22 protein-coding genes and 1 pseudogene are annotated in these 22,071 nt (G+C 58.6%); 12 read left to right on the top strand and 11 right to left on the bottom strand.

Features of this window, described 5'->3' with window-relative positions; genetic code table 11:
* Positions 1-117: 117 nt before the first annotated feature.
* Both kynB and kynA read left to right on the top strand, forming a co-directional pair.
* Positions 118-783: an arylformamidase gene (kynB, locus tag BK658_RS26650; RefSeq protein WP_123584890.1), complete on the top strand. Its 666-nt coding sequence runs from the start codon at positions 118-120 to the stop codon at positions 781-783.
* A complete protein-coding gene (gene kynA / locus BK658_RS26645) occupies positions 780-1,649 on the top strand; it encodes a tryptophan 2,3-dioxygenase (RefSeq protein WP_123584889.1) in 870 nt (289 codons plus the stop codon). Before kynB ends, kynA begins: the two co-directional genes overlap by 4 nt.
* A gap of 64 nt (positions 1,650-1,713) precedes the next feature.
* Here kynA and BK658_RS26640 read toward each other — a convergent pair whose 3' ends face one another.
* From BK658_RS26640 to antA, 4 genes are all read right to left on the bottom strand, one after another.
* Positions 1,714-3,117 (bottom strand): amino acid permease, encoded by a 1,404-nt coding sequence (locus tag BK658_RS26640; RefSeq protein WP_123584888.1) that lies wholly within the window; start codon positions 3,115-3,117, stop codon positions 1,714-1,716.
* A gap of 77 nt (positions 3,118-3,194) precedes the next feature.
* On the bottom strand, positions 3,195-4,217 hold the full coding sequence (antC, locus tag BK658_RS26635; protein ID WP_123584887.1) for an anthranilate 1,2-dioxygenase electron transfer component AntC: 1,023 nt from the start codon (positions 4,215-4,217) through the stop codon (positions 3,195-3,197).
* 18 nt (positions 4,218-4,235) lie between these two features.
* Positions 4,236-4,727 carry an anthranilate 1,2-dioxygenase small subunit gene (antB, locus tag BK658_RS26630; protein ID WP_019691716.1) on the bottom strand — a complete coding sequence of 164 codons (492 nt, stop codon included), beginning with the start codon at positions 4,725-4,727 and terminating at the stop codon, positions 4,236-4,238.
* Positions 4,728-4,729: 2 nt separating this feature from the next.
* The gene (antA, locus tag BK658_RS26625) at positions 4,730-6,118 is read right to left on the bottom strand and encodes an anthranilate 1,2-dioxygenase large subunit (protein ID WP_123584886.1); all 1,389 of its coding nucleotides are present in this window, start codon (positions 6,116-6,118) and stop codon (positions 4,730-4,732) included.
* Positions 6,119-6,500: 382 nt separating this feature from the next.
* Between antA and BK658_RS26620 the strand changes: the two genes are divergently transcribed.
* Positions 6,501-7,514, top strand: coding sequence for an AraC family transcriptional regulator (locus BK658_RS26620; protein ID WP_123584885.1), 1,014 nt, complete (start codon positions 6,501-6,503; stop codon positions 7,512-7,514).
* A 33-nt stretch (positions 7,515-7,547) separates the two neighbouring features.
* Here the strand turns inward: BK658_RS26620 and BK658_RS26615 are convergent, their stop codons facing one another.
* On the bottom strand, positions 7,548-8,021 hold the full coding sequence (locus tag BK658_RS26615) for an Lrp/AsnC family transcriptional regulator (protein WP_054594119.1): 474 nt from the start codon (positions 8,019-8,021) through the stop codon (positions 7,548-7,550).
* Between the two features lie 176 nt (positions 8,022-8,197).
* On the opposite strand from BK658_RS26615, the gene kynU reads away from it, so the two are divergent.
* Positions 8,198-9,448, top strand: coding sequence for a kynureninase (kynU, locus tag BK658_RS26610; RefSeq protein WP_123584884.1), 1,251 nt, complete (start codon positions 8,198-8,200; stop codon positions 9,446-9,448).
* Between the two features lie 218 nt (positions 9,449-9,666).
* Complete coding sequence (locus tag BK658_RS26605) at positions 9,667-11,079, top strand: amino acid permease (protein WP_123584883.1); 1,413 nt, start codon at positions 9,667-9,669, stop codon at positions 11,077-11,079.
* 21 nt (positions 11,080-11,100) lie between these two features.
* Here BK658_RS26605 and BK658_RS26600 read toward each other — a convergent pair whose 3' ends face one another.
* Positions 11,101-11,415, bottom strand: a complete 315-nt coding sequence (locus BK658_RS26600) for a putative quinol monooxygenase (RefSeq protein ID WP_019691724.1) — start codon at positions 11,413-11,415, stop codon at positions 11,101-11,103.
* 204 nt (positions 11,416-11,619) lie between these two features.
* On the opposite strand from BK658_RS26600, the gene mdaB reads away from it, so the two are divergent.
* On the top strand, positions 11,620-12,210 hold the full coding sequence (gene mdaB / locus BK658_RS26595; RefSeq protein ID WP_123584882.1) for an NADPH:quinone oxidoreductase MdaB: 591 nt from the start codon (positions 11,620-11,622) through the stop codon (positions 12,208-12,210).
* 241 nt (positions 12,211-12,451) lie between these two features.
* The gene (locus tag BK658_RS26590; protein ID WP_123584881.1) at positions 12,452-13,363 is read left to right on the top strand and encodes a LysR family transcriptional regulator; all 912 of its coding nucleotides are present in this window, start codon (positions 12,452-12,454) and stop codon (positions 13,361-13,363) included.
* Here BK658_RS26590 and BK658_RS26585 read toward each other — a convergent pair whose 3' ends face one another.
* The 3 genes from BK658_RS26585 to BK658_RS26575 are packed head-to-tail and all read right to left on the bottom strand — an operon-like array spanning position 13,364 to position 14,540.
* Positions 13,364-13,735 carry a hypothetical protein gene (locus BK658_RS26585; RefSeq protein WP_123584880.1) on the bottom strand — a complete coding sequence of 124 codons (372 nt, stop codon included), beginning with the start codon at positions 13,733-13,735 and terminating at the stop codon, positions 13,364-13,366.
* An 11-nt stretch (positions 13,736-13,746) separates the two neighbouring features.
* A complete protein-coding gene (locus BK658_RS26580; RefSeq protein WP_123584879.1) occupies positions 13,747-13,953 on the bottom strand; it encodes a helix-turn-helix domain-containing protein in 207 nt (68 codons plus the stop codon).
* A gap of 8 nt (positions 13,954-13,961) precedes the next feature.
* On the bottom strand, positions 13,962-14,540 hold the full coding sequence (locus BK658_RS26575) for a DUF2975 domain-containing protein (protein ID WP_185019903.1): 579 nt from the start codon (positions 14,538-14,540) through the stop codon (positions 13,962-13,964).
* A gap of 292 nt (positions 14,541-14,832) precedes the next feature.
* Between BK658_RS26575 and BK658_RS26570 the strand changes: the two genes are divergently transcribed.
* From BK658_RS26570 to BK658_RS26555, 4 genes are all read left to right on the top strand, one after another.
* Positions 14,833-16,182 carry a GntT/GntP/DsdX family permease gene (locus BK658_RS26570; protein WP_123584877.1) on the top strand — a complete coding sequence of 450 codons (1,350 nt, stop codon included), beginning with the start codon at positions 14,833-14,835 and terminating at the stop codon, positions 16,180-16,182.
* A gap of 16 nt (positions 16,183-16,198) precedes the next feature.
* Positions 16,199-17,059, top strand: coding sequence for a MurR/RpiR family transcriptional regulator (locus BK658_RS26565; protein ID WP_123584876.1), 861 nt, complete (start codon positions 16,199-16,201; stop codon positions 17,057-17,059).
* Position 17,060: 1 nt separating this feature from the next.
* Positions 17,061-18,518 (top strand): N-acyl-D-amino-acid deacylase family protein, encoded by a 1,458-nt coding sequence (locus BK658_RS26560; protein WP_123584875.1) that lies wholly within the window; start codon positions 17,061-17,063, stop codon positions 18,516-18,518.
* Between the two features lie 196 nt (positions 18,519-18,714).
* Complete coding sequence (locus tag BK658_RS26555) at positions 18,715-19,083, top strand: glyoxalase superfamily protein (protein WP_123584874.1); 369 nt, start codon at positions 18,715-18,717, stop codon at positions 19,081-19,083.
* Positions 19,084-19,155: 72 nt separating this feature from the next.
* Here the strand turns inward: BK658_RS26555 and BK658_RS30870 are convergent, their stop codons facing one another.
* Both BK658_RS30870 and BK658_RS30865 read right to left on the bottom strand, forming a co-directional pair.
* Entirely contained in the window at positions 19,156-19,869 is a 714-nt protein-coding gene (locus tag BK658_RS30870) for a methyl-accepting chemotaxis protein (RefSeq protein WP_404943199.1), read from the bottom strand.
* A 144-nt stretch (positions 19,870-20,013) separates the two neighbouring features.
* Positions 20,014-20,940: pseudogene (locus BK658_RS30865) on the bottom strand (methyl-accepting chemotaxis protein); the annotation flags it as partial.
* Between the two features lie 392 nt (positions 20,941-21,332).
* Between BK658_RS30865 and pmrG the strand changes: the two are divergent.
* On the top strand, positions 21,333-22,007 hold the full coding sequence (gene pmrG / locus BK658_RS26545; protein ID WP_123584872.1) for a lipopolysaccharide core heptose(II)-phosphate phosphatase PmrG: 675 nt from the start codon (positions 21,333-21,335) through the stop codon (positions 22,005-22,007).
* Positions 22,008-22,071 lie beyond the last annotated feature (64 nt).

Raw genomic sequence — 22,071 nt, 5'->3', positions numbered from 1 at the left:
TAAACTTCAGGTTCTTGGCATTAAGTGCGAAAAATTTGGGCGTTCCCGGCGGTTTTCGCAAGAATCTTCACAGGCATCACTCGTATCATTCACGCGAGAGTTGCCGAGAGCTATGCAATGAAAAAAACAATGTCGTGGTGGGATATCAGCCCGCCCTTGAGCACCGCAACACCGACGTGGCCGGGTGATACGCCGTTTCAGGAAGAGCGCGTCTGGACGTTTGGCCCCGAGTGCCCGGTGAATGTCGGTCGCATCACCCTGTCTCCGCACACCGGTGCCCATGTCGATGCACCGTTGCATTACAGCGCCGACGGCGCGGCCATCGGCGATGTATCGCTGGATGTCTACATCGGTCCGTGTCGCGTCTTGCATTGTCTGGACAGCAATCGGCTGGTTCAGCCGGAGCAACTGGAAGGGCGCCTTGCTGATCTGCCCGAGCGCGTCTTGCTGCGCACTTATCAACAGGCGCCGCTAACGGCCTGGGATCCCGACTTCACGGCTGTCGCCAAAGAAACCGTCGACCTGCTGTCGAGCCTTGGCGTGCGGCTGATCGGTATCGATACACCGTCGCTGGACCCTCAACAGTCCAAGACCATGGATTCGCACAACGCAGTGGCTCGCCATGGCATGGCGATCCTTGAAGGCATCGTGCTCGATGACGTGCCGGAAGGCGACTATGAACTGATTGCGCTGCCGCTGCGGTTTGCCAACCTGGACGCGAGCCCGGTCAGGGCGATTTTGCGTCCCCTGAACAAACCGCCACTTGAGGAGTCCGCTCAATGAGCCAATGTCCCTATTCATCTTCAAATCAGTCATCTTCAAATCAGCCGGAAGAGTGGCATAACGCCGAGCTGAATTTTTCCGACTCCATGAGCTACGGCGATTACCTGGATCTGGGGAAGATTCTCAGTGCTCAGCACCCCTTGTCTCCGGACCATAACGAGATGCTGTTCATCATCCAGCATCAGACGTCCGAGCTGTGGATGAAGCTGATGTTGCATGAGCTCAAGGCGGCTCGCGAGCACGTCAGGCTGGGAGAGTTGCCACCGGCGTTCAAGATGCTGGCGCGGGTTTCGCGGATCTTCGATCAACTGGTGCATGCCTGGACGGTGCTGGCGACCATGACGCCTACCGAATACCACGCGATCCGGCCGTTTCTGGGCCAGTCATCGGGCTTCCAGTCGTTCCAGTACCGCGAGATCGAATTCATCCTGGGCAACAAAAGTGCAACGCTATTGCGTCCGCACGCCCATCGGCCCGAACTGTTGGCAGAGCTGGAAAAGGCGATTGCCACGCCATCGCTGTATGACGAAGCGATTCGGTTGATGGTCAGTGCAGGATTGGCGATTGATCCGCAGCGCTTCGAGCGCGATCCGGCCAGCCCGACCGCTTATGACGCCTCGGTCGAAGCCGCCTGGCGTGTGGTCTACACCGACCCTTCGCGGTATTGGGATCTTTACCAGTTGGCGGAGAAACTGATCGACCTGGAGGACTCGTTCCGTCAATGGCGCTTCCGCCATGTCACCACGGTTGAGCGGATCATTGGCTTCCAGCCGGGCACCGGTGGCACGGAAGGTGTCGGCTATCTGCGCAAGATGCTCGACACCGTGCTGTTCCCGGAATTGTGGCGCGTGCGTTCGACCCTTTGACCCGAAATACAAAAAAGCCCCGGCACTCATCGAATGCCGGGGCTTTTTGTCGACTGGCTGAAGGTTAGTGAGCGACCGACAACGCACGAGTCCGTGCGATCCGAATCCGGTAGAACACGAACAGGATCAGCACCCAGACCGGGATCGCATAGACCGATGCACGTACGCCTGGAATCAGCAGCATCACGTAAATGATCATGGCCATGAACGCCAGGCACAGGTAATTGGTGTACGGCGACCAGAATGCCTTGAAGCCCGGAACGATGCCGCGTTGGCCCATGGCCTTGCGAAACTTCAGGTGCGTCAGGCTGATCATCGCCCAGTTGATCATCAACGAGGCGACCACCAGCGAGAATAGCAACTCCAGCGCTTCATTCGGGGCGACATAGTTGACCACCACGCACAACAGGGTGATCAGCGCCGATACGCCTAGCGCCCGTAACGGTACGCCCTGTTTGTTCAGCTTCATCAGCGTCTTCGGTGCGTCGCCTTGTTCCGCCAGGCCGTAGAGCATGCGGCTGTTGCAATAGACGCCACTGTTGTAGACCGAGAGCGCTGCGGTCAGCACCACGAAATTGAGGATTTGCGCTGCGGTGTTGCTGCCGATCAAGGCGAAAATCTGCACAAACGGACTGCCGCTGTAGGCATCGCCGGAAGCGCCCAGTGTCTGAAGCAGTTGGTCCCATGGGTACAACGACAGCAGCACGGTGAGTGCGCCGACGTAGAAGATCAGCACGCGGTAAACCACCTGGTTGATCGCCTTGGGAATGACTTTTCTCGGCTCGCTGGCTTCAGCGGCAGTGATGCCGACCAGCTCCAGGCCGCCAAAGGAGAACATGATGAACGCCATCGCCATCAGCAAACCGTTGGTGCCGTTGGGGAAGAATCCGCCGTGACTCCACAGGTTGCTCACCGAGGCCTGCGGGCCACCGGTGCCGCTGACCAGCATGTAACAGCCGAGGGCGATCATGCCGATGATTGCCACCACCTTGATGATGGCGAACCAGAACTCCATTTCACCGAATATTTTGACGTTCATCGTGTTGATCAGGTTGACCAGTACGAAGAACACCGCCGCGCTGGCCCAGGTGGGGACCTCGGGCCACCAGAACTGCACGTATTTGCCAACGGCGGTCAGCTCGGCCATGCCCACCAGCACATACAGCACCCAGTAGTTCCAGCCGGACAGGAAGCCGGCAAAACTACCCCAGTAGTTGTGCGCAAAATGGCTGAAGGAACCGGCGACCGGCTCCTCGACAATCATCTCTCCCAGTTGGCGCATGATCAGAAAGGCGATGAAACCGGCAATGGCATAGCCGAGGATCATCGACGGGCCTGCCGATTTGAGCACGCCGGCGGAGCCGAGAAATAGCCCTGTACCAATCGCGCCACCCAGTGCGATCAGTTGAATATGCCGGTTTTTCAGCCCCCGTTTCAGCACGCCCTGTTGCAGTTGTTCATCCGCCATCTGGATACCTTCTAGTTGTTATGGTCAGGCTTTGTTGCAGGTCGACAGCTTATTCAATTGGCACGCGTTTGTGAGCCTCAAACGTTACTTTCAGTGAACTTTTCGTAATACAACTGCACGTTGTCGAGGGTTTGATCCTGCAACCAGCTCTTGATCGACTCGACCATCGGCGGCGGCCCGCAGACGTACATGTCGACAGCCGCATCGCGCAGTTCGCTGGCATCGAAATGCTCGGCAATGTAGCCGCGCTTGCCCTCCCAGTCTGCCGATGGGTCGCTCACCACGGGTGTGTAACGAAACCCGGGAATACGTTGAACATAGGCATTAATGCGTTCGCTTTCGCACAGATCGGCTGCGTCCCGTACGCCGTAGTACAAGTGCACAGGCTGTTCGCAACCGCGCGCGACGATTTCGTCGAGCATCCCCAGCAATGCGGACAGTCCGGTGCCGCCGGCCACCAGAATCAGTGGCCGGGCGATGTGACGTAGATAGAACGCACCCAACGGTGCTTCCAGAACGATTTCATCGCCGACCTGGCAGCGTTCGCGAATGTAATTGCTCATCACCCCGTCGGGTAACAGGCGAATCAGAAATTGCAGCTGATTGCTGCTACTCGGGCGGTTGGCGAAGGAGTAGGAGCGCTTGCTCGTGGTCCCTGGAATCAACAGGCGCGCGTATTGCCCCGGCAGGAAATCCAGTGGCTGGGTGGCCGCGCCCAAATCCAGATGCAGGATCGCGGTACTGGCCGAGACCTGACGAACCTGCGTGACCGTACCGCTGAGCTGTTCAGGCCCTGCGGCATTGCACAGGCTGGAAGCGAAGTCGAAATAGAACGCGGCGTCGGACTTCACTCGGGTCTGACAGGTGAGCATCTTGCGTTGTTGCAGATCGAGGCTGGAGAGGGCTTCCTCATCCACATAATCCTGGCTGTAATCGCCGGATTCGCAGCGGCCCTGACAGGTTCCGCAGACACCCTCGCGGCAATCCAGCGGGATATTGATGCCGTTGCGCAGGGCGGCATCGAGCAGTATTTCGTTGGCCTGCACGGGAAAAAACAGTGTTTTGCCGTCGGCAAAACTGAACGCAACCTTGTGGTTCATGCCCCGGTCTCCATAGCTTCAGAGGTGGTAGAAATCGAGCACCGAGTTGATGGTGTCGTTGAGCAGCAATACGTGTTTGCGGGTAATCACCCAGCTGTCTGCGTGAGGCTTGAGGCGATAGGTCGCGTTCCCGTAAAACTGTTCGGACGTGGCCAGGCGATAGAACAGGGTGTGCCAGTTCAGCCGCACCTCCAGCTCACCGGTTTCGAGTTCGCTGATCCGCACGTTGTTGATCAGGTGCAAGGTGCGCGGCATCGGCGTGGCCGAGGCCGCCTTGCCGGTGCGCAGGCGGAACACGCGGTCTTCCAGGCCCGAGCGATTGGCGTAGTAGATCAACGACATTTCGCGCTTGGGATCACGGGTGTAGACGTGTTCGGAGTCCCATTGCGGCAGGTGAAACTCACTCTGCTCGTCGAAGAGCTGGATGTAGGCGTCCCAATCCTTGGCGTCGCACAGTTCGGATTTACGGTAGAAAAACTGCTCGATCTGGTACTGCAATTGCGGATTCATGTTCACACCTCACGTAGCTTCAGGGATTTCGCGTCCAGGCCGTCGAGCAAGAACTTCTGCCAGTTACTGTGCTGGTTGACGTAAAGCCCTTCGTGGGTGAATTCGGTGCCGGTCATGGCCGGTGCGATGCCGATCGCCTCGCTGTTGCGCGTGGTGCCGGTCGCCCATTGGTGGCTGCCGCGAGAAATATCGCTCCAGCGTTCCAGTCGCGCCTGGAAACCGCGCTGGGCTTCGCGAAACTCCACCAGGTCATCCGGGGTGCCGAGTCCCGAGACGTTGAAGAAGTCTTCGAACTGCCGGATCCGGTTTTCCCGATCCGCGTCCGATTCATTTTTCACGCCCAGGCACTGGCTGATGATTTCGGTCTTGTTCCAGGCCACCGGGCGGATGATCCGTAGCTGCGAGCTGATTTGATCAAGGAAAAACAGGCTCGGGTAGATGTTCAGGTTGCGCAGCCGATGCATCATCCATTCGGCTTTTTCCTGACCGTGTTCCTCGATCAGGCGCGGCATGATCGTCGCGTAGCCGGAGCGCACCGTCGGGTTGGGCATGTCGCTGAACAGCACGCTGTGACCGTTATTGAAGGCGAACCAGCCGTCATCGGTATCGGCGTCACCGGCCCCCAGTTTGCTGTAGTCGAGCGTGCCGCTGGCGTGGGTGCCGTTCTCGGTGTCGACCTGATGGCGGTGTTGCACCGTGGCCACGTAGTTATAGTGGACCGTGCTGACGTGATAGCCATCCAGGCCGTTCTCGTTTTGCAGTTTCCAGTTACCGTCGTAGGTGTAGGCCGACTTGCCGGGCAGTACTTCCAGTTCACCAGTGGGTGATTGGGCGACCATCATGTCGAAGAACACTTTGGCATCGCCGAGGAAGTCTTCGAGGCTGTTATCAGCGTGAACATCCAGGCTGATGAACACGAAACCCTTGTAGCTCTGGATGCGGGCCTTTTTCAAACCGCGTGTGGCTTTGTCGAAACCTTCCGGGTATTCGCCGGGGGCCTTGACCTTGACCAGGCGTCCGTCGCTTTTGTAGCACCAGGCGTGGAACGGGCAGGTAAACGTCGATTGGTTGCCTTTGCCGACACGGGTCAATGTGGTGCCGCGATGCTGGCAAGCGTTGATCAGCGCGTTGAGTTGGCCGTCGCCGTCACGGGTGATGATCATCGGCTGGCGACCGGCGCGCATCGTGATGAAGTCGTGGTTATTGGCCAGCTCGCTTTCGTGACAGGCGTAGATCCAGTTCTTCTCGAAGATCAGCTCCATCTCCAGATCGAACAGTTGCGGCTCGGTAAAGATATCCCGAGCGATGCGGAATACGCCTTCTGCCGGACGGAAGTCCAGGCAGCCTTCAATGAACGCTTTCCACTGCTGGAGGTTTTTTTCGCCACTCATGGGTGTGCACCTTTTTTATTCGGGTCAATCGGTGCACTCATTAGAGAGAGTGGGGCGGGCCGGGGTCTATCCGGTTTGTCGACGAAGGCAGTCCGCAAAGTTCGGGTAACACCCCGTGCATCGAGGTGGGCAGGTAATACTCAAGGCTTTGCACCATTCGATGAACGGCCGCCCCTGTTTGCAGCATTGAGGTACTGTCTTGGGCAACCTTGAGCGTTGTTCGAAGGTGAGCTTCGGTCCCGGAACCGCCGCGTTATCCACTTAGTCGATGATTGCTATCCATCGGGTTAGCGGCAGCGTTCAGTGGTCTGGAACTTGCTCGACTCAAGTCAGAGGCGCGCCGTCAGAGTGTGCTGAAAAAAATTGCCGTGGGTGCGCCGTGATGAGTAGCAAAGCCGATCCGCAGTTTCGCGATATTCGTATCGATCACTATGACCTTGAGGGCGCGAGGGCCTGGATGTCGGGGATCTGCGGGCCGCACCGTCTCGAAACCGCGACACCCGAACGGATCCGTTTTCATCACACCGCCAACGTCTTCAAGTCGATGGCTACGACTTTGGGCACGATCGAATACGGCACCGACGTGACTGTCGATATCGAAGACGCCGAGCACTTCAGCAGCTACAGCCTCAGCCTGCCTTTGGTCGGTGAGCAGGAGTTGAGCAAGAACGGCACGCTGCTCAAATCCAATCGCGATCAAGGCGTGATCATCTCCCCGAATGAAAACCAGATGCTGGCGATCTCCGGTGACTGCCGCAAGGTCCAGGTGGTGATCACTCGGGCGGCCATGAGCGAATCCCTAGAGGGGATGTTGCAGCGCCCACTGGATGCACCACTGCGCTTCGAGTCGGTGATGGATGCGGTGGACGGTGCTTCGGCCTCGTGGTGGCGCATGGCGCGGTATTTCATCGGCGAACTTGAGCGCAGCAGCGCGCTGTTTGAGCAGGTCGTCTTCACGCGGGATATCGAAAGCTCATTGATCAAAGGCCTGATCCTCGCCCAGCCGAACAATTACTCCGAGGAGCTACGGGACGTGTTGGGCGTGAAGTTGCCGCATTACCTGATCAGGGCCAAACAGTACATTCACGAAAACGCCCGCGAAGTGCTGCACCTGGAAGACATCGAAGCGGCAGCCGGGGTTTCGCGGTTCAAGTTGTTCGAGGCCTTCAGAAAATACTTCGCCCTGTCGCCGATGGCCTATCTGAAAAAATACCGCTTGAATGCGGTGCGCCAGGACATTCTTGAGCAGGGGCTGGCGCGCAATATCTCGGAGATTGCCATGGGCTGGGGCTTCACCCACATGGGGCGTTTTTCTGCCGAGTACCGCAAGTTATTCGATGAAGCCCCGAGCGCAACCTTGCAGCGCAACGAGGCCCGGCGCATACGCGGGCTTTGATGCGCATGGTGTTCAGAGGTCATTGGCAACGGCTTATTTACGGGCGACCAGATCCAGCAGGTCGTCTCGCTCCTTGATTTTCTGCAGGACGATTTCCGAGCGAATGTCGGTGACACCCGCGGTGCGATTCAGCTTGTTGACGATGAAATCCGAGAAGTGTTTCAGGTTGCGCGCCTGAACTCGCAGCACATAGTTGCTGGCGCCGGTAATCACGTACGCGGTGGCAACTTCCGGCCACTCTTGCACCTTCTTGATAAAGGTCTCGTGCCAGTCTTCGACGTCCTGTCGCAACGACACATGGACGATAGCTTCCAGCTCGATGCCCAGCCGCTCGGCGTTCAACACCGCGCGATAGCCGGTGATGATTCCCTCACTTTCCAGTAGCCGCAATCGCCGCAGGCAAGCCGACGGCGACAGTGCGACTTTCTCCGCCAATTCCTGATTGCTGATACGCCCGTCCTGCTGCAAGTAGTGCAGGATCCGCAGGTCTGTCGAGTCGAGGGTCATGGCTTGAATAAATCCGCGATTTTTGGAGTTTGATTCGAATTATCTTCGAGGTAACTACTATATGGCCGTCCACTTTGCACGAAAATTCTCCAAGGCTTCGTTCATTATTTGCTCATTGTGCCGGCGCAAAAGTGCCGAAAACACAGCGGCATGTCATCTAGAAAACAGGACCGACAATGATCACAAGAAACGATTGCCTGGCGCTTGATGCGCAAGACCCTTTAGCTCATCTGCGTCACCAGTTCGCGCTTCCCGAAGGCGTGATTTACCTCGACGGCAACTCCCTTGGCGCGCGTCCGATTGCGGCGCTTGAGCGTGCTCAGGCAGTGATCGCCGAGGAGTGGGGCAATGGCTTGATCCGCAGCTGGAACAGCGCGGGCTGGCGCGACCTGCCGGAACGTCTGGGCAATCGGTTGGCCGGGCTGATCGGCGCCGGTGAGGGCGAAGTGGTGGTCACCGACACCACCTCGATCAACCTGTTCAAGGTCCTCGGCGCGGCTTTGCGCGTGCAGGCCACGCGGACGCCGACGCGGCGGGTGATTGTCAGTGAGTCGAGCAACTTCCCGACCGATTTGTACATCGCCGAAGGGCTGATGGACTTGCTCCAGCAGGGCTATAGCTTGCGTCTGGTCGACAGCCCGGAAGAACTGGCGCAGGCGATTGATCAGGACACTGCGGTGGTCATGCTCACCCACGTCAACTACAAGACCGGCTACATGCACGACATGCAGGCCGTGACGGCGTTGATCCACGAATGTGGTGCGCTGGCGATCTGGGACCTGGCGCATTCCGCCGGTGCGGTTCCGGTCGACTTGCGTCAGGCAGGAGCGGACTACGCCATCGGTTGCACCTACAAGTACCTCAATGGCGGCCCCGGTTCGCAAGCGTTTGTCTGGGTTGCGCCGCAGCTGTGTGATCTGGTCACGCAGCCGTTGTCTGGCTGGTTCGGTCATTCCCGACAGTTCGACATGGCCTCAGGCTACGAGCCGAGCAGCGGTATCGCTCGCTACTTGTGTGGCACTCAACCGATCACCTCGTTGGCCATGGTCGAGTGCGGCCTGGAGATTTTTGCCCAGACCGACATGGCCAGCCTGCGCCGCAAATCCCTGGCACTGACCGATCTGTTTATCCAGCTGGTGGAGCAGCGCTGCGCCGCTCACGATCTGAAACTGATCACCCCGCGCGAACACGCCAGGCGTGGCAGCCATGTCAGCTTCGAGCACCCGCAAGGCTACGCAGTGATTCAGGCCTTGATCGCCCGAGGCGTGATCGGTGATTACCGCGAGCCGCGGATCATGCGCTTCGGTTTCACCCCGTTGTACACCAGCTTCACCGAAGTCTTCGATGCGGTGCAGATCCTTGGCGAGATTCTCGATCAGAAAACCTGGGCGCAAGCGCAGTTCCAGGTACGCCATAGCGTCACCTGAGTCTTCTGATAACCGACCCAGGTGACAAGAACAAATGTGGCGAGGGGGCTTGCCCCCGTTTGAGTGCGCAGCACTCACAAAATCGGTATTCACTGCGAGATGTTGGGGCCGCTTCGCGACCCAACGGGGGCAAGCCCCCTCGCCACAGGGTTCAGTGGCGTGGTCTGCTTTATCCAAACGTGTGCTCTTAAAACAACAATATTCAGAGGACAGACAACATGAGCGAAGCCCCAGGTTTTGAAACCATCTCCAACCGTGAGCATGGCCTCAGGCGTCAGCTCACCTCGGGGCAGATGAGCATGATCGCGATTGGCGGTGCGATAGGCACCGGCCTGTTCATGGGCAGCGCCTACGCCATCGGCTACGCTGGACCGAGCGTGCTGCTCAGCTATGCGATTGGCGCGGTCATCACGCTGCTGTTGATGGGCTGTCTGGCGGAAATGACCGTGGCCCACTCGACCTCGGGTTCGTTCGGCGCGTATGCCGAGTTCTACATCAGCCCGCTGGCCGGGTTCCTGGTGCGCTACGCCTATTGGGCGGCGATTGTGCTGGCAGTCGGTACGGAAGTGACGGCGGTTGCGATGTACATGAAGTACTGGTTCGCTAACGTGCCTTCATTCCTCTGGATCGTCTCGTTCTCAAGCATTCTGATCGTGCTCAACGCCATCAGTGTGAAGACCTTCGGCACGTTCGAGTATTGGTTTTCGACCATCAAGATCGGCGCGATTGTCGGCTTCATCATCCTCGCGGTGTACGTGGTGTTCGGCTCGGGCAACCCGGAGTACGGCGTGCATCACTACACCAGCCACGGCGGATTTTTTCCCAATGGTTTGCAAGGGATGTGGGTGGCGGTGATCGTGTCGATCTTCAGCTATCTGAGCGTGGAAATGATCGCGGTGGCGGCCGGTGAAGCCGAGGATCCGGAGCGGGCGGTGAAGAAAGCCTTTCGCGCGACCATCGTGCGCCTGGTGGTGTTTTACCTGCTGACCCTGGCCCTGATGCTGGCGATTGTGCCGTGGGTTCAGGCAGGTGTAGCGCAGAGCCCGTTCGTCACGGTCATGCAAACCATCGGCATTCCCGGCGCTACCGGGGTGATGAATTTCGTGATTCTGATTGCCGCGTTGTCGGCGATGAACAGTCAGCTCTACATCACCACGCGGATGATGTTCAGCCTGTCCCGTGGCGGTTACGCTCCCAAGGCGATGGGCGCGTTGAGCAAGAGCGGAATCCCGCTCAACGCCTTGCTGCTGTCGAGCTCGGGCATTGCGCTGGCGACGCTGTTGAACGTGATGTACCCGGAAAGCTCTTTCACCTTGATGATGGCGATCTCCATGTTCGGCGCGATCTTCACCTGGTTCATGATCTTCCTCACGCACTACTGTTTCCGTCGCTACCACGAGCGTCACGGCGAGCGGAAACTGTCGTTCCGCATGCGCCTTTTCCCTTACACCACACTGTTGGGGCTGGTGCTGATGGGCGCGGTGATGATCACCACCTACTTCACCGACGCCTTCAAAATGACCCTGGTGTTTGGTGTGCCGTTCCTGTTGATCCTGTCGTTGGTCTACGGGTTGTTCTTCAGAAAAGCCAAGGCATTGGCCGGCACTCTCGACAACGTCCCGACTCCGTAGGGGCCGGCGGCCATTTGTTGATCAGCGGCTAGCTGAAGACGGGCTAAGCATGTCGATGCGGCGGATATCGAAATCGCGTTCCAGGTAATCCATGCGATTCTCGAAAAACTGCTGCATGTGCGGCAGGTTCGAGTGCACGTCCAGATGAGCCCGGGATTGCCAGATTTCGTAGAAGATGAACAGCGTTGGGTCTTGCTGGTCGCGCAACATGTGGTACTCGATGCAGCCAGGTTCGGCGCGACTGGGTTCGACGTAAGCGCGGAACAGGGCTTCGAAGGCGTCGGCTTTTTCCGGGCGGGTTTTGGCGTGCAGGATGAAACCGTGTTGCTCGCTCATGTAGAACTCCTCAAGTCAGGGTTGAGAAAATTCTATGGCAACAATCAGCTGGTGATTCGTGCGTTTTGGTCAAATGTATATTACCGGCTTTGGGCTTATTCATCGGAAGGGTCATCGATACCCTGCCGTCATCAAATTTGAAACTTCTCGATTCCGCGACTTATCCACAGCGTGGCGGATCGGACCCTGATGATGAGGCTTTCCATGAAAAAGGTTCTGTTGCTCAACGGTGGCAAGAAATTCGCCCACTCCGACGGTCGCTATAACGCCACCCTGCACGAAGCTGCGTTGAGCGTGCTGGATCGCGGCGGTGTCGACGTGAAAGTGACCCACATCGACGAGGGCTACGACGTTGCTGAAGAAGTCGCCAAGTTCCTCTGGGCCGACGTGATCATTTACCAGATGCCGGGCTGGTGGATGGGCGCGCCATGGATCGTGAAAAAGTACATCGACGAAGTCTTCACCGAAGGCCACGGCAGCCTCTACGCCAGCGACGGCCGGACCCGTTCCGATGCTTCGCAGAAATACGGCAGCGGCGGCCTGGTGCAGGGCAAGCAGTACATGCTGTCGCTGACCTGGAACGCACCGCAGCAAGCTTTCGACGACCCGAGCGACTTCTTCGAGGCCAAGGGCGTGGACGCGGTGTACTTCCCGTTCCACAAGGCCAACACCTTCCTCGGCATGAGCGGTCTGCCGACCTTCCTGTGTGTCGACGTGATGAAGCGGCCGAACATTGAAGCCGACGTCGCGCGCTACGAGCAGCACCTCAAGCACGTGTTCAACCTGCCGGCGTAACCTGCGTTATGTCCCGCATCCGGCTACTATCGAACACCTGAGCAGCGGCGCGTTTTACCTGTGGCGAGGGGGCTTGCCCCCGTTCGGCTGCGCAGCAGTCGTAAACTCATTGACCGCGCTCTGTTTGAAGATACGCGGTGACTGATTTCAGGACCGCTTCGCGCTCCAACGGGGGCAAGCCCCCTCACCACAAAAAATGCCTGGCTCCTGCCATCAGGTGCATTCGATAGGAAGGACACACGTGAAAGCCAGATCCGATGAGTTGCAGATTTTCGTCTGCGTGATCGAGTGCGGTTCGATTTCTGCGGCGGCCGAACAGGTCGGGCAAACGCCTTCGGCGGTCAGCCGCACGCTGTCGCGTCTGGAGGCCAAGCTCGACACCACGTTGATCAACCGCACCACGCGGCGCATGGACCTGACAGAGGAGGGCAAGTACTTCTTCGAACAGGCCAAGCTGATTCTCGACCAGATGGACGAGCTCGAAGAGCGTCTGTCCTCGCGCCACAAGACACCTTCCGGACGGCTGCGGATCAACGCGGCGTCGCCGTTCATGCTGCATGCCATCGTGCCTTACATCGATGAGTTCCGCCGTCTGTACCCGGACATCCAGCTGGAACTCAACAGCAACGACCTGATCATCGACCTGCTGGAGCAAAGCACCGACATTGCGATCCGCATCGGGCCGTTGGCGGATTCGACCCTGCACGCGCGCTCGCTGGGGGGCAGCCCGCTGCACATCCTCGCCAGCCCCGTGTATCTGGAAAAACACGGCACGCCGACCACGGTTGCCGAACTGGCCGGCCACTCGCTACTGGGCTTCACCCAGACCGAAAGCCTCAACCACTGGCCGTTGCGCCATGTGCATGGCGACCGCTGGCAGATTCAGCCGAGCCTCAGCGCCTCCAGCGGCGAAACCCTGCGTCAGCTGGCGCTGGAGGGGCAGGGGATCGTGTGCCTGTCGCACTTCATGACCATCAATGACATCAAGGCCGGACGGCTGACGTTGCTGCTGGCGCAGGCCAACAGTGGTTATCGCCAGCCGATCAATGCGGTGTATTACCGCAACTCGCAACTGGCCTTGCGCATACAGTGCTTCCTGGACTTCATCCAGGGCAAGTTGGCCGGTTACGCGAACGAGGTGTTCGAAGGCTGATCAATCCTGATGGATGACCGGTGTAATGACTCCGCCGCACCCCTGGTAGCACTCCTGATAATCATCGAAGCAGCTATCGCCGTAGTGAAAGCTCGGTTGCGGATATGGGCAGGACTTACTTTTCTTCTTGTCAGTGTTTTGAGTGCAGTAGTCATAGGCCATGCGGCGAGCGTCATACAGTGCCCGGTCGTTGCTGGCCTGCATTTGCGCCAACATCTTGCACTGACCTTTCTGGGTACTGCACTCCCTGACGCAGCGCATCCCGGATTCGCTTTCGGGGGGCGAGTAAGAATAGGTGATGCGCGGGCCGCAGCCCTGTAATGCGGAAAAACTGAAAAGCAAAAACGACAACACAACGGTTTTGAAAGACATCTACAACCCAATCAATCCTTGGACAGCTCCAATAGATCGCCCGGCTCGCAATCGAGCGCGCGGCAGATCTTCTCAAGCGTTTCCATCCGGATACCCTTGACCTTGCCATTCTTCAGTAACGACAAATTTTGCTCGGAGATGCCGATGATCTCGGCGAGTTCTTTCGAGCGCATTTTGTGTTTTGCCATCGCAACGTCAAGCCGAATGATAATGCTCATTGCACAACTCAGATGTAATGACTCTGTTCTTCGCTCAACAGCTTGGCCTCGCGCAGAACCAGGCTGAATGAGGTCAGGAAAATACCCATCACAATCTGGTAGGAAGCCATTGAGCTGAAACCGACAGAGAAGCTGAAGACACGGTCACCCGGCGGGAGATCGATGGAGAGCGCCAAAACCTGCAAGCTGTTCAGGATGGGCTGTAGAAGTGGCTCCATGATAATCAAAATGCCGATCAGCGAGATACAGCGAATGTTGCGCTCGGAGCAGATTTCGTTGCGCGACAGGCGCAGGAAGAAGAACCCGGCGGCCGTCATGCCCACGGCTGCCATCAGCGGTATTACCGCATCGAGGAACAGGATCAGCCCCGCGCTCACTGTCGACTGCTCGAACCCTTCCTTGAGCAGCCCCGGCAGCAGATCGCTGAAACCGCTGAAATACGCTTCGCGGGTGACATCTCCCCAAACGGTCCAGCTGGAGATGTAGGTGACGATTTCGCTGATCGCCAACGCCCATGCCAGGGCGACCGTCATCAGACTGATCCAGCGCATGCGCTTGCGCAGCCTGAAAGGGGTGTGTGCATTCATGAGCATTCCTTTTCCGGGTAAAACGGGGCGCGGAATTTACATGATTATTTATCGTAAAACATTAATAAATTATAAATTAATTGAATCTCCAAGCGTTTGTGTCATGGGGAGGTTTGTGTCGAGGCGATGAAAAAACGCCCTGCAGATTTTCATTAATCACGACAAAACATGCCTAAAAACGACATCTCATGCTTCTTCACGAAAATTACTTTCATCCGGTTTGAAAGCTTCTCCTCGAAATGATTTATGGGTTTCACAACACATCGACGTGACCCTTTTCGAGGAGTACCGCATGGCACCGTCCTTCGGCTATTGGCTGCTGGTTTATGCCGCTATCGCCATCATTGCGCTGATCGTTCTGATCGCCCGTTACCGGCTCAATCCGTTCATTGTCATTACGATGGTTTCCATTGGCTTGGCGCTGCTCGCCGGGATGCCGCCGTCAGGGGTGGTGGGCGCGTATGAAGCGGGCGTCGGCAAGACCCTGGGGCACATCGCGCTGGTGGTGGCGCTGGGCACGATGCTCGGCAAGATGATGGCCGAGTCCGGTGGTGCCGAGCAGATGGCGCGCACGCTGATCTCGCGCTTCGGCGAGAAAAACGCGCACTGGGCGATGGTCTGCATTGCCTTTCTGGTGGGCCTGCCGTTGTTCTTCGAAGTCGGCTTTGTGTTGCTGGTGCCGATTGCCTTTACCGTGGCACGGCGGGTGGGCGTGTCGATTCTGATGGTTGGTTTGCCGATGGTTGCCGGGCTCTCGGTGGTGCATGCGCTGGTGCCACCGCATCCAGCGGCGATGCTCGCGGTGCAGGCCTATCAGGCCTCGGTGGGGCAGACGTTGCTCTACGCGATTCTGATCGGCATCCCGACGGCGATCATCGCCGGCCCCCTTTATGCCAAATTCATCGTGCCGCGCATCCAGTTGCCCGTGGAAAACCCGTTGGAGCGACAGTTCATCGACCGTGAACCACGGGACCGCTTACCGGGTTTCGGTATCACCATGGCGACGATTCTGCTGCCGGTGGTGCTGATGCTGATTGGCGGCTGGGCCAATCTGATCTCCACGCCGGGTAGCGGTTTCAACCAGTTTCTGTTGTTCATCGGCAACTCGGTGATCGCCCTGTTGCTGGCGACGTTGCTGAGCTTCTGGACGCTCGGTTTGGCCCAGGGTTTCAAACGCGAATCGATCCTCAAATTCACCAATGAGTGTCTGGCGCCGACCGCCAGCATCACCTTGCTGGTGGGCGCCGGTGGTGGCTTGAACCGGATTCTGGTGGACGCCGGAGTGACTGACCAGATCGTCGGCCTGGCCCATGAGTTTCACTTGTCGCCGTTGTTGATGGGCTGGCTGTTCGCGGCATTGATGCGCATCGCCACCGGTTCTGCGACTGTGGCCATGACCACCGCATCAGGCGTTGTGGCGCCGGTGGCCATTGGTCTGGGATATCCCCATCCGGAGCTGCTGGTGCTGGCGACAGGTGCGGGCTCGGTTATCTTTTCTCATGTCAACGACGGTGGCTTCTGGTTGATCAAGGAGTACTTCAATATGACCGTGACCCAGACCTTCAAGACCTGGACGGTGCTCGAGACCTTGATTTCGGTGATCGCTTTCGGCCTGACGCTAGGGCTTTCCTATGTGCTTTGAACAGCAGGGGCGGTAAATGGACATCCTCTATCAGATTCGCACGCGTCAGGATTCCTTCAGCGCCGGTGAAGGGCGGATTGCCCGGTTGATGCTCGACGATGTGGGGTTTGCCGCGTCGGCGAGCCTCGACGAACTGGCGCTGCGAGCTGAGGTCAGCAGTGCGACACTCTCGCGTTTTGCCCGCAGCGTCGGCTGCCGTGACCTGCGCGATTTGCGCCTGCAACTGGCCCAGGCCAGCGGGGTCGGCAGTCGTTTTCTCGACCCCGCGTGGACGCCGGAACAGTCGGCGTTTTATCGGCAGATCGTCGGCGATATCGAGTCGACGCTGCATCAACATTTGTCGGCGTTCGATGAGTCACGTTTCGCCGATGCGGTGAAGTTGCTGGGCAAGGCGCGGATGATTCACGCGTTCGGCATGGGCGGCTGCTCGACACTCTGTAGCGATGAGCTGCAAGTGCGGCTGGTGCGCCTCGGCTACCCGATTGCCGCCTGTCATGACCCGGTGATGATGCGCGTGACCGCTGCTTCACTGGGCGCGGAGCATGCGCTGATCGTCTGCTCACTGACCGGCATCACCCCGGAACTGCTGGAGGCTGTCGAGTTGGCGAGCAGCTACGGCACACGCATTCTGGCGATCACCCTGGCCGACTCGCCACTGGCACAATTGGCCGATGTGCTGCTGCCGCTGCAAAGCGCCGAAACCTCGTTCATCTACAAACCGACGGCGGCGCGCTACGGCATGCTGCTGGCCATCGACGTGCTTGCCACCGAGCTGGCGTTGGCAAATCCTGAAGACAATCAAGAACGTCTGCGGCGGATCAAGCTCGCCCTCGACGACTACCGTGGCGGCGATGATCATCTGCCGCTGGGAGACTGACATGCGCTACCACACGCTGATCCGCAACGCCTTGATCATCGACGGCAGCAACACGCCGGGTTATCCCGCTGACGTGGCGATTATGAACGGGCGGATCGCGCGCATCGGTGATTTGCAGGAGGCCAGCGCCGATGAAGATATCGACGCGACCGGGAAAGTGCTGGCGCCAGGCTTTATTGACGTACACACCCATGACGACACGGTGGTTATCCGCCAACCGCAGATGCTGCCCAAACTCAGCCAGGGCGTGACCACGGTGATCGTCGGCAACTGCGGGATCAGCGCCTCGCCGGTGAGTTTGCGCGGTGATCCACCGGACCCGATGAACCTGCTCGGCACGTCCGCAGCCTTTGTCTATCCGCGTTTCAGTGATTACCGGGCGGCAGTCGAAGCGGCCAACCCGACCTTGAATGTGGCGGCGCTCGTCGGCCATACGGCGCTGCGCAGTAACCACCTGGACGACCTGTTTCGCACCGCGACACCGAGCGAAATTGCGGCAATGCGTGAGCAACTGCGCGAGAGCCTGGAGGCCGGTGCGCTGGGCTTGTCCACAGGGCTGGCCTATGCCAGCGCTTTCTCTGCGTTTACCGATGAAGTCATGCAACTGACTGAAGAGCTGACGGCCTTTGGGGCGGTCTACACCACCCATTTGCGCAGCGAATTCGAACCGGTGCTGGAGGCGATGGATGAGGCCTTTCAGATCGGTCGCCACGCGAAGAGTCCGGTGATCATTTCCCATCTCAAATGCGCTGGCGCCGGCAACTGGGGGCGCAGTCCTCAGTTGTTGGCGTCCCTCGAACACGCGGCGAAAACCCACCCGGTGGGTTGCGATTGTTATCCGTATGCGGCGAGTTCCTCGACCCTGGACCTCAAGCAGGTGACCGACGCGTTTCGCATCACCATCACCTGGTCAACGCCACACCCTGAAGTGGGCGGCCGCGACCTGATGGACATCGCTGCCGAGTGGGGCGTGCCGTTGCTGGACGCGGCCCGTCGCCTGCAACCGGCCGGGGCGGTCTATTACGGGATGGATGAGGCGGATGTGCGGCGCATTCTGGCCCACCCGTTATCGATGATCGGTTCCGACGGTTTGCCGGAAGACCCGTTCCCGCATCCGCGGTTGTGGGGCGCATTTCCACGGGTACTGGGACACTTCAGCCGCGATCTCGGTTTGTTTCCGCTGCACACGGCGGTGCACAAGATGACCGGGCTGTCGGCGGCGCGTTTCGGCCTGAAAGAGCGCGGTGAAATCCGCGAAGGGCATTGGGCGGATCTGGTGCTGTTCGACCCGTTGCGCGTGCGTGATGTGGCGGATTTCAACGACCCGCAACGGGCGGCCGAAGGCATCGACGGCGTGTGGGTCAATGGAGTCTTGAGCTACCGTGAGGGTAGGGCAAACGACAGCAGGGCTGGGCGTTTTCTGGCGCGGGAAGGGGATTTGCGTACAGGCTTTCATTGAGTGTTGATGATCAAAAGATCGCAGCCTGCGGCAGCCCCTATGCCGAACGCATTCTCCTGTAGGAGCTGCCGCAGGCTGCGATCTTTTGATCCGAGTCTCATAGTGGCACAGTGAGATTAAAGAAAGCCTCCCCCAAGCCGAAGCGCTGTCATGCAACCCACCTATAGTGGGGGCCTTTCAGTTTGGGAGTAGCGCAATGAGCTTCGGTAAAACCACCCCGATCCTGCGGATCTTCGATGAAGCCAAGGCGCTGGAGTTCTACGTCGACTTCCTCGGTTTCACGCTTGACTGGCAGCACACGTTCGGCGAGAGCTTTCCGCTCTATCTGCAAGTGTCGCGGGGTGAATGTGTGCTGCACCTGTCCGAGCACCACGGCGACGCTACGCCGGGTTCGGCGCTGCGCATCGAGACTGATGAGCTGGAAGCGTTCCAGCAGCAATTGCTGGCCAAGGAATACCGCTTCGCTCATCCACAGATTCAGGCCATGCCCTGGGGGAGCCAGGACATGACCGTTAGTGATCCGTTCGGGAATCGATTGGTGTTTACCAATGCGATTAGTGTTTGAGCGATCTCACCTGCAGGAGGACCGGGCGGCGCTCCTGCAAATGTGTGGGAACCGATTTGTGCAATGTGATGGTCAGACCCTGAAGTGACTCACCATCATCTGCAACTGGTTGCCCAACCGTGCCAGTTCAACGCTGGACGCGGCGGTTTCATCACTGGCGGCGGCAGTTTGCTCGGAGACGTCGCGCACGTTGATGATACTGCGGCTGATCTCTTCGGCCACCGCGCTTTGCTGCTCGGCAGCGGCGGCGATTTGCTGGTTCATCGACTGGATGTTCGACACCGTGCGGGTGATGTTTTCCAGTGACACACCGGCCTTGCGGGTCAGCTCGACGCTGCTGTCGGTGAGGCTGCGGCTGTTGTTCATCACCGCGGCGACTTGCTGGGTGCCGTTCTGCAGGCCGGCGACCAGGCCTTCGATTTCTTCGGTGGATTTCTGCGTGCGTTGGGCCAGGCCACGCACTTCGTCAGCAACCACGGCGAAACCACGGCCGGCTTCACCGGCGCGTGCCGCTTCAATGGCGGCGTTGAGCGCCAGCAGGTTGGTCTGTTCGGCCACTGCCTTGATCACGTCCATGACGCTGCCGATCTTGTCGCTTTCCTGTTGCAGCACGGTCATGGCTTCGGTGGAACGCACCACTTCACTGGCCAGACGTTCGATCTGAGCGATCGCTTCGTTGACTACTTTATCGCCTTCGCGGGCTTCACCGTCAGCCGCTGCTGCCGCTTGCGACGCCTCTTCGGCGTTGCGCGCGACTTCCTGCACGGTGGCCGTCATTTCGTGCATGGCGGTGGCGACCTGATCGGTTTCGATCTTCTGGCTGTTGACCCCGGCACTGGTTTCTTCAGTCACGGCCGACAGCTCTTCGGCAGCGCTGGCGATCTGGGTGACGCCATCGCGGATGCCGCTGATCAAGTCGCGCAGGGTGACGCCCATCCGTGCGATGCCTTGCTGCAACACGCCAAGTTCGTCACGACGGGTGACATGGACATCATGGGTCAGGTCGCCGCCGGCAATGCGCTCGACCACCGCCAGGGTTTCGCGCAGCGGGCGGGTGATCTGACGGGTGATGATCACGGCCGCGAGAACGCCGACCAGCAACGCCAGCAACGTGCTGATCAGTTGCAGGGTACGTGCCTGAGTGCTTTCGGTGTCACGGCGATCCAGCTGGATCTGATACAGCGCGTCACTGCGCGTAACGATGTCATTGCCCTGGACAGTCATTTCCTGGCGAGCCACAACTGCGTCGTTGTTGGCCGCTTTGTAGGCCTGCAATGCGTTGCGGTAATTGAGCAAGGCGCTTTGCAATTGGCGCAACGCATCTTGCTGGCTGTCGGCGAAATGTGTGTTGAGTGTTTTCAGGCTGGCAATGGCCGCGTCCATCTGGGCGACGGCTTTTTGCTCGGTGGCCGGATTGCTGTCAGCGATGTAACCACGAATGTCGTAGCGGGCGAGCTGAAACTGTTCCTTGGCCTCGGTAATGGCCAGGAACTGTTCGAAGCGTTGATCGCTCAACGGCATCTGGCGCACGCGGGCGTCGATGTCATTGATCAGCGTGTTGGCGCTTTCGGCATTCTCACCCATGGTCTGACGCACGCTGCTCACGGTCCGATAGGCGCTGCGCATTTTGTTCAGCGATTGCTGGTAGGCATCGATGACTGTGCCCTGTTCATTGAGCAGTTTGAGGTTTTCCGGGCTCTTGAGGCTCGACAGCAGTTTTTGCTGCTGGGCCTTGAAGCCGTCGAGAGCGGTTTGCACGGTCTGCGCCACGGTTTCGTCGCCGTCGGCCAGCATGTACTGCAAACGGGTAACCCGCAGTTTGGTCAGACCCGCATTGAGCTGAGTGATATCGCTCATCCAGTTGCTGCGGTCGATCAGCCCACCCAGGCTGGTCCAGCCGGTCAGGGCGAGAATGCACGTAAGGGCCAGCACCAGGCCGAAGCCCAGGCTCAGCTTCAGGTTGACGCTGATGTTGGCGAACCAGCTATTCATCAAAAATTCCTCCAGGAACGTTGTGCTGCTTATCGTCAGTTGGCTGGAAGATTATTTTTTTTGGAGGCCAGCAGAATGTGTTCGTAGAGGGTGTATCGGCGGCAGGCGCGATAGCTGAAACGTTTTTCGTAACGAGAAAATACGGGGCACGCTCGTCGGTTGAGCATTTTTTCACATTCATTTCACTGGGTACTTACGCATCGACTTTTAATGTTGCCCGTACAATTGGGTATACGTGTGTCCGAGGCGGTGTGAAGGTGGAGTCAAGATTGGGTCTTGCGGGTATCAAGCGTTCACTGAAACGGGGTGGGCTCACTCGCGCTAAATACATTGCCCTTGCACTATTGGCATCACTCTTTGTTATCGCGTTGGCATTCTGGCTGCTGCGCCCAATCGGTCCGGCGGACCTGGCCCACGGCAACGTTGCCGGGGACAAGGCCCTGGCGGCCAGTTGGGCCAAGGGCGATACGATTGTGCTGATCCGTCACGTTGAGCGATGCGACCATTCCACCGCCCCTTGCCTGGACAGTGCCGATGGCATTACCGAGCGCGCGCGTGCGGTAGCTGCCGGGGTTGGTTCGCAATTCGCACACCTGGGCCTGACTAACGCCGACATCTACAACAGTCCGTTGACGCGGACCGTGCAAACGTCGCGCTACATGTTCAATACACCCGGCAGTGCCCAGGATTGGCTCTTCAACTGCAAAGGCACGATGCTGCGTGACGTGCTGGCGCACAAGGTTGCCGGCCGTAACCTGGTGCTGGTCACCCACAGCGAGTGCATGGCGGATCTGGAAAAAGAACTGAAGTTGCCAGCATCGACCCCCGGGTACGGCGCCTCACTGTTTTTTACGCTGGATACCGCGCAAACCCAGCCGAAACTACTGGGGCTGATCGAAGCCTCTGACTGGCAATCAGTCGATATCAAATAGCCCGCCGGGTTGATCCTCCCAGGCTACTTTTGCCAGGCAATAAAAAACGGCACCTGCATCAGGT

The organism is Pseudomonas brassicacearum (genome assembly GCF_003732175.1).
Taxonomy (GTDB): domain Bacteria; phylum Pseudomonadota; class Gammaproteobacteria; order Pseudomonadales; family Pseudomonadaceae; genus Aquipseudomonas; species Aquipseudomonas brassicacearum_G.
The sequence above is the reverse complement of the archived record's forward strand: the minus strand, read 5'-3'. Positions and strand labels throughout refer to the sequence as shown.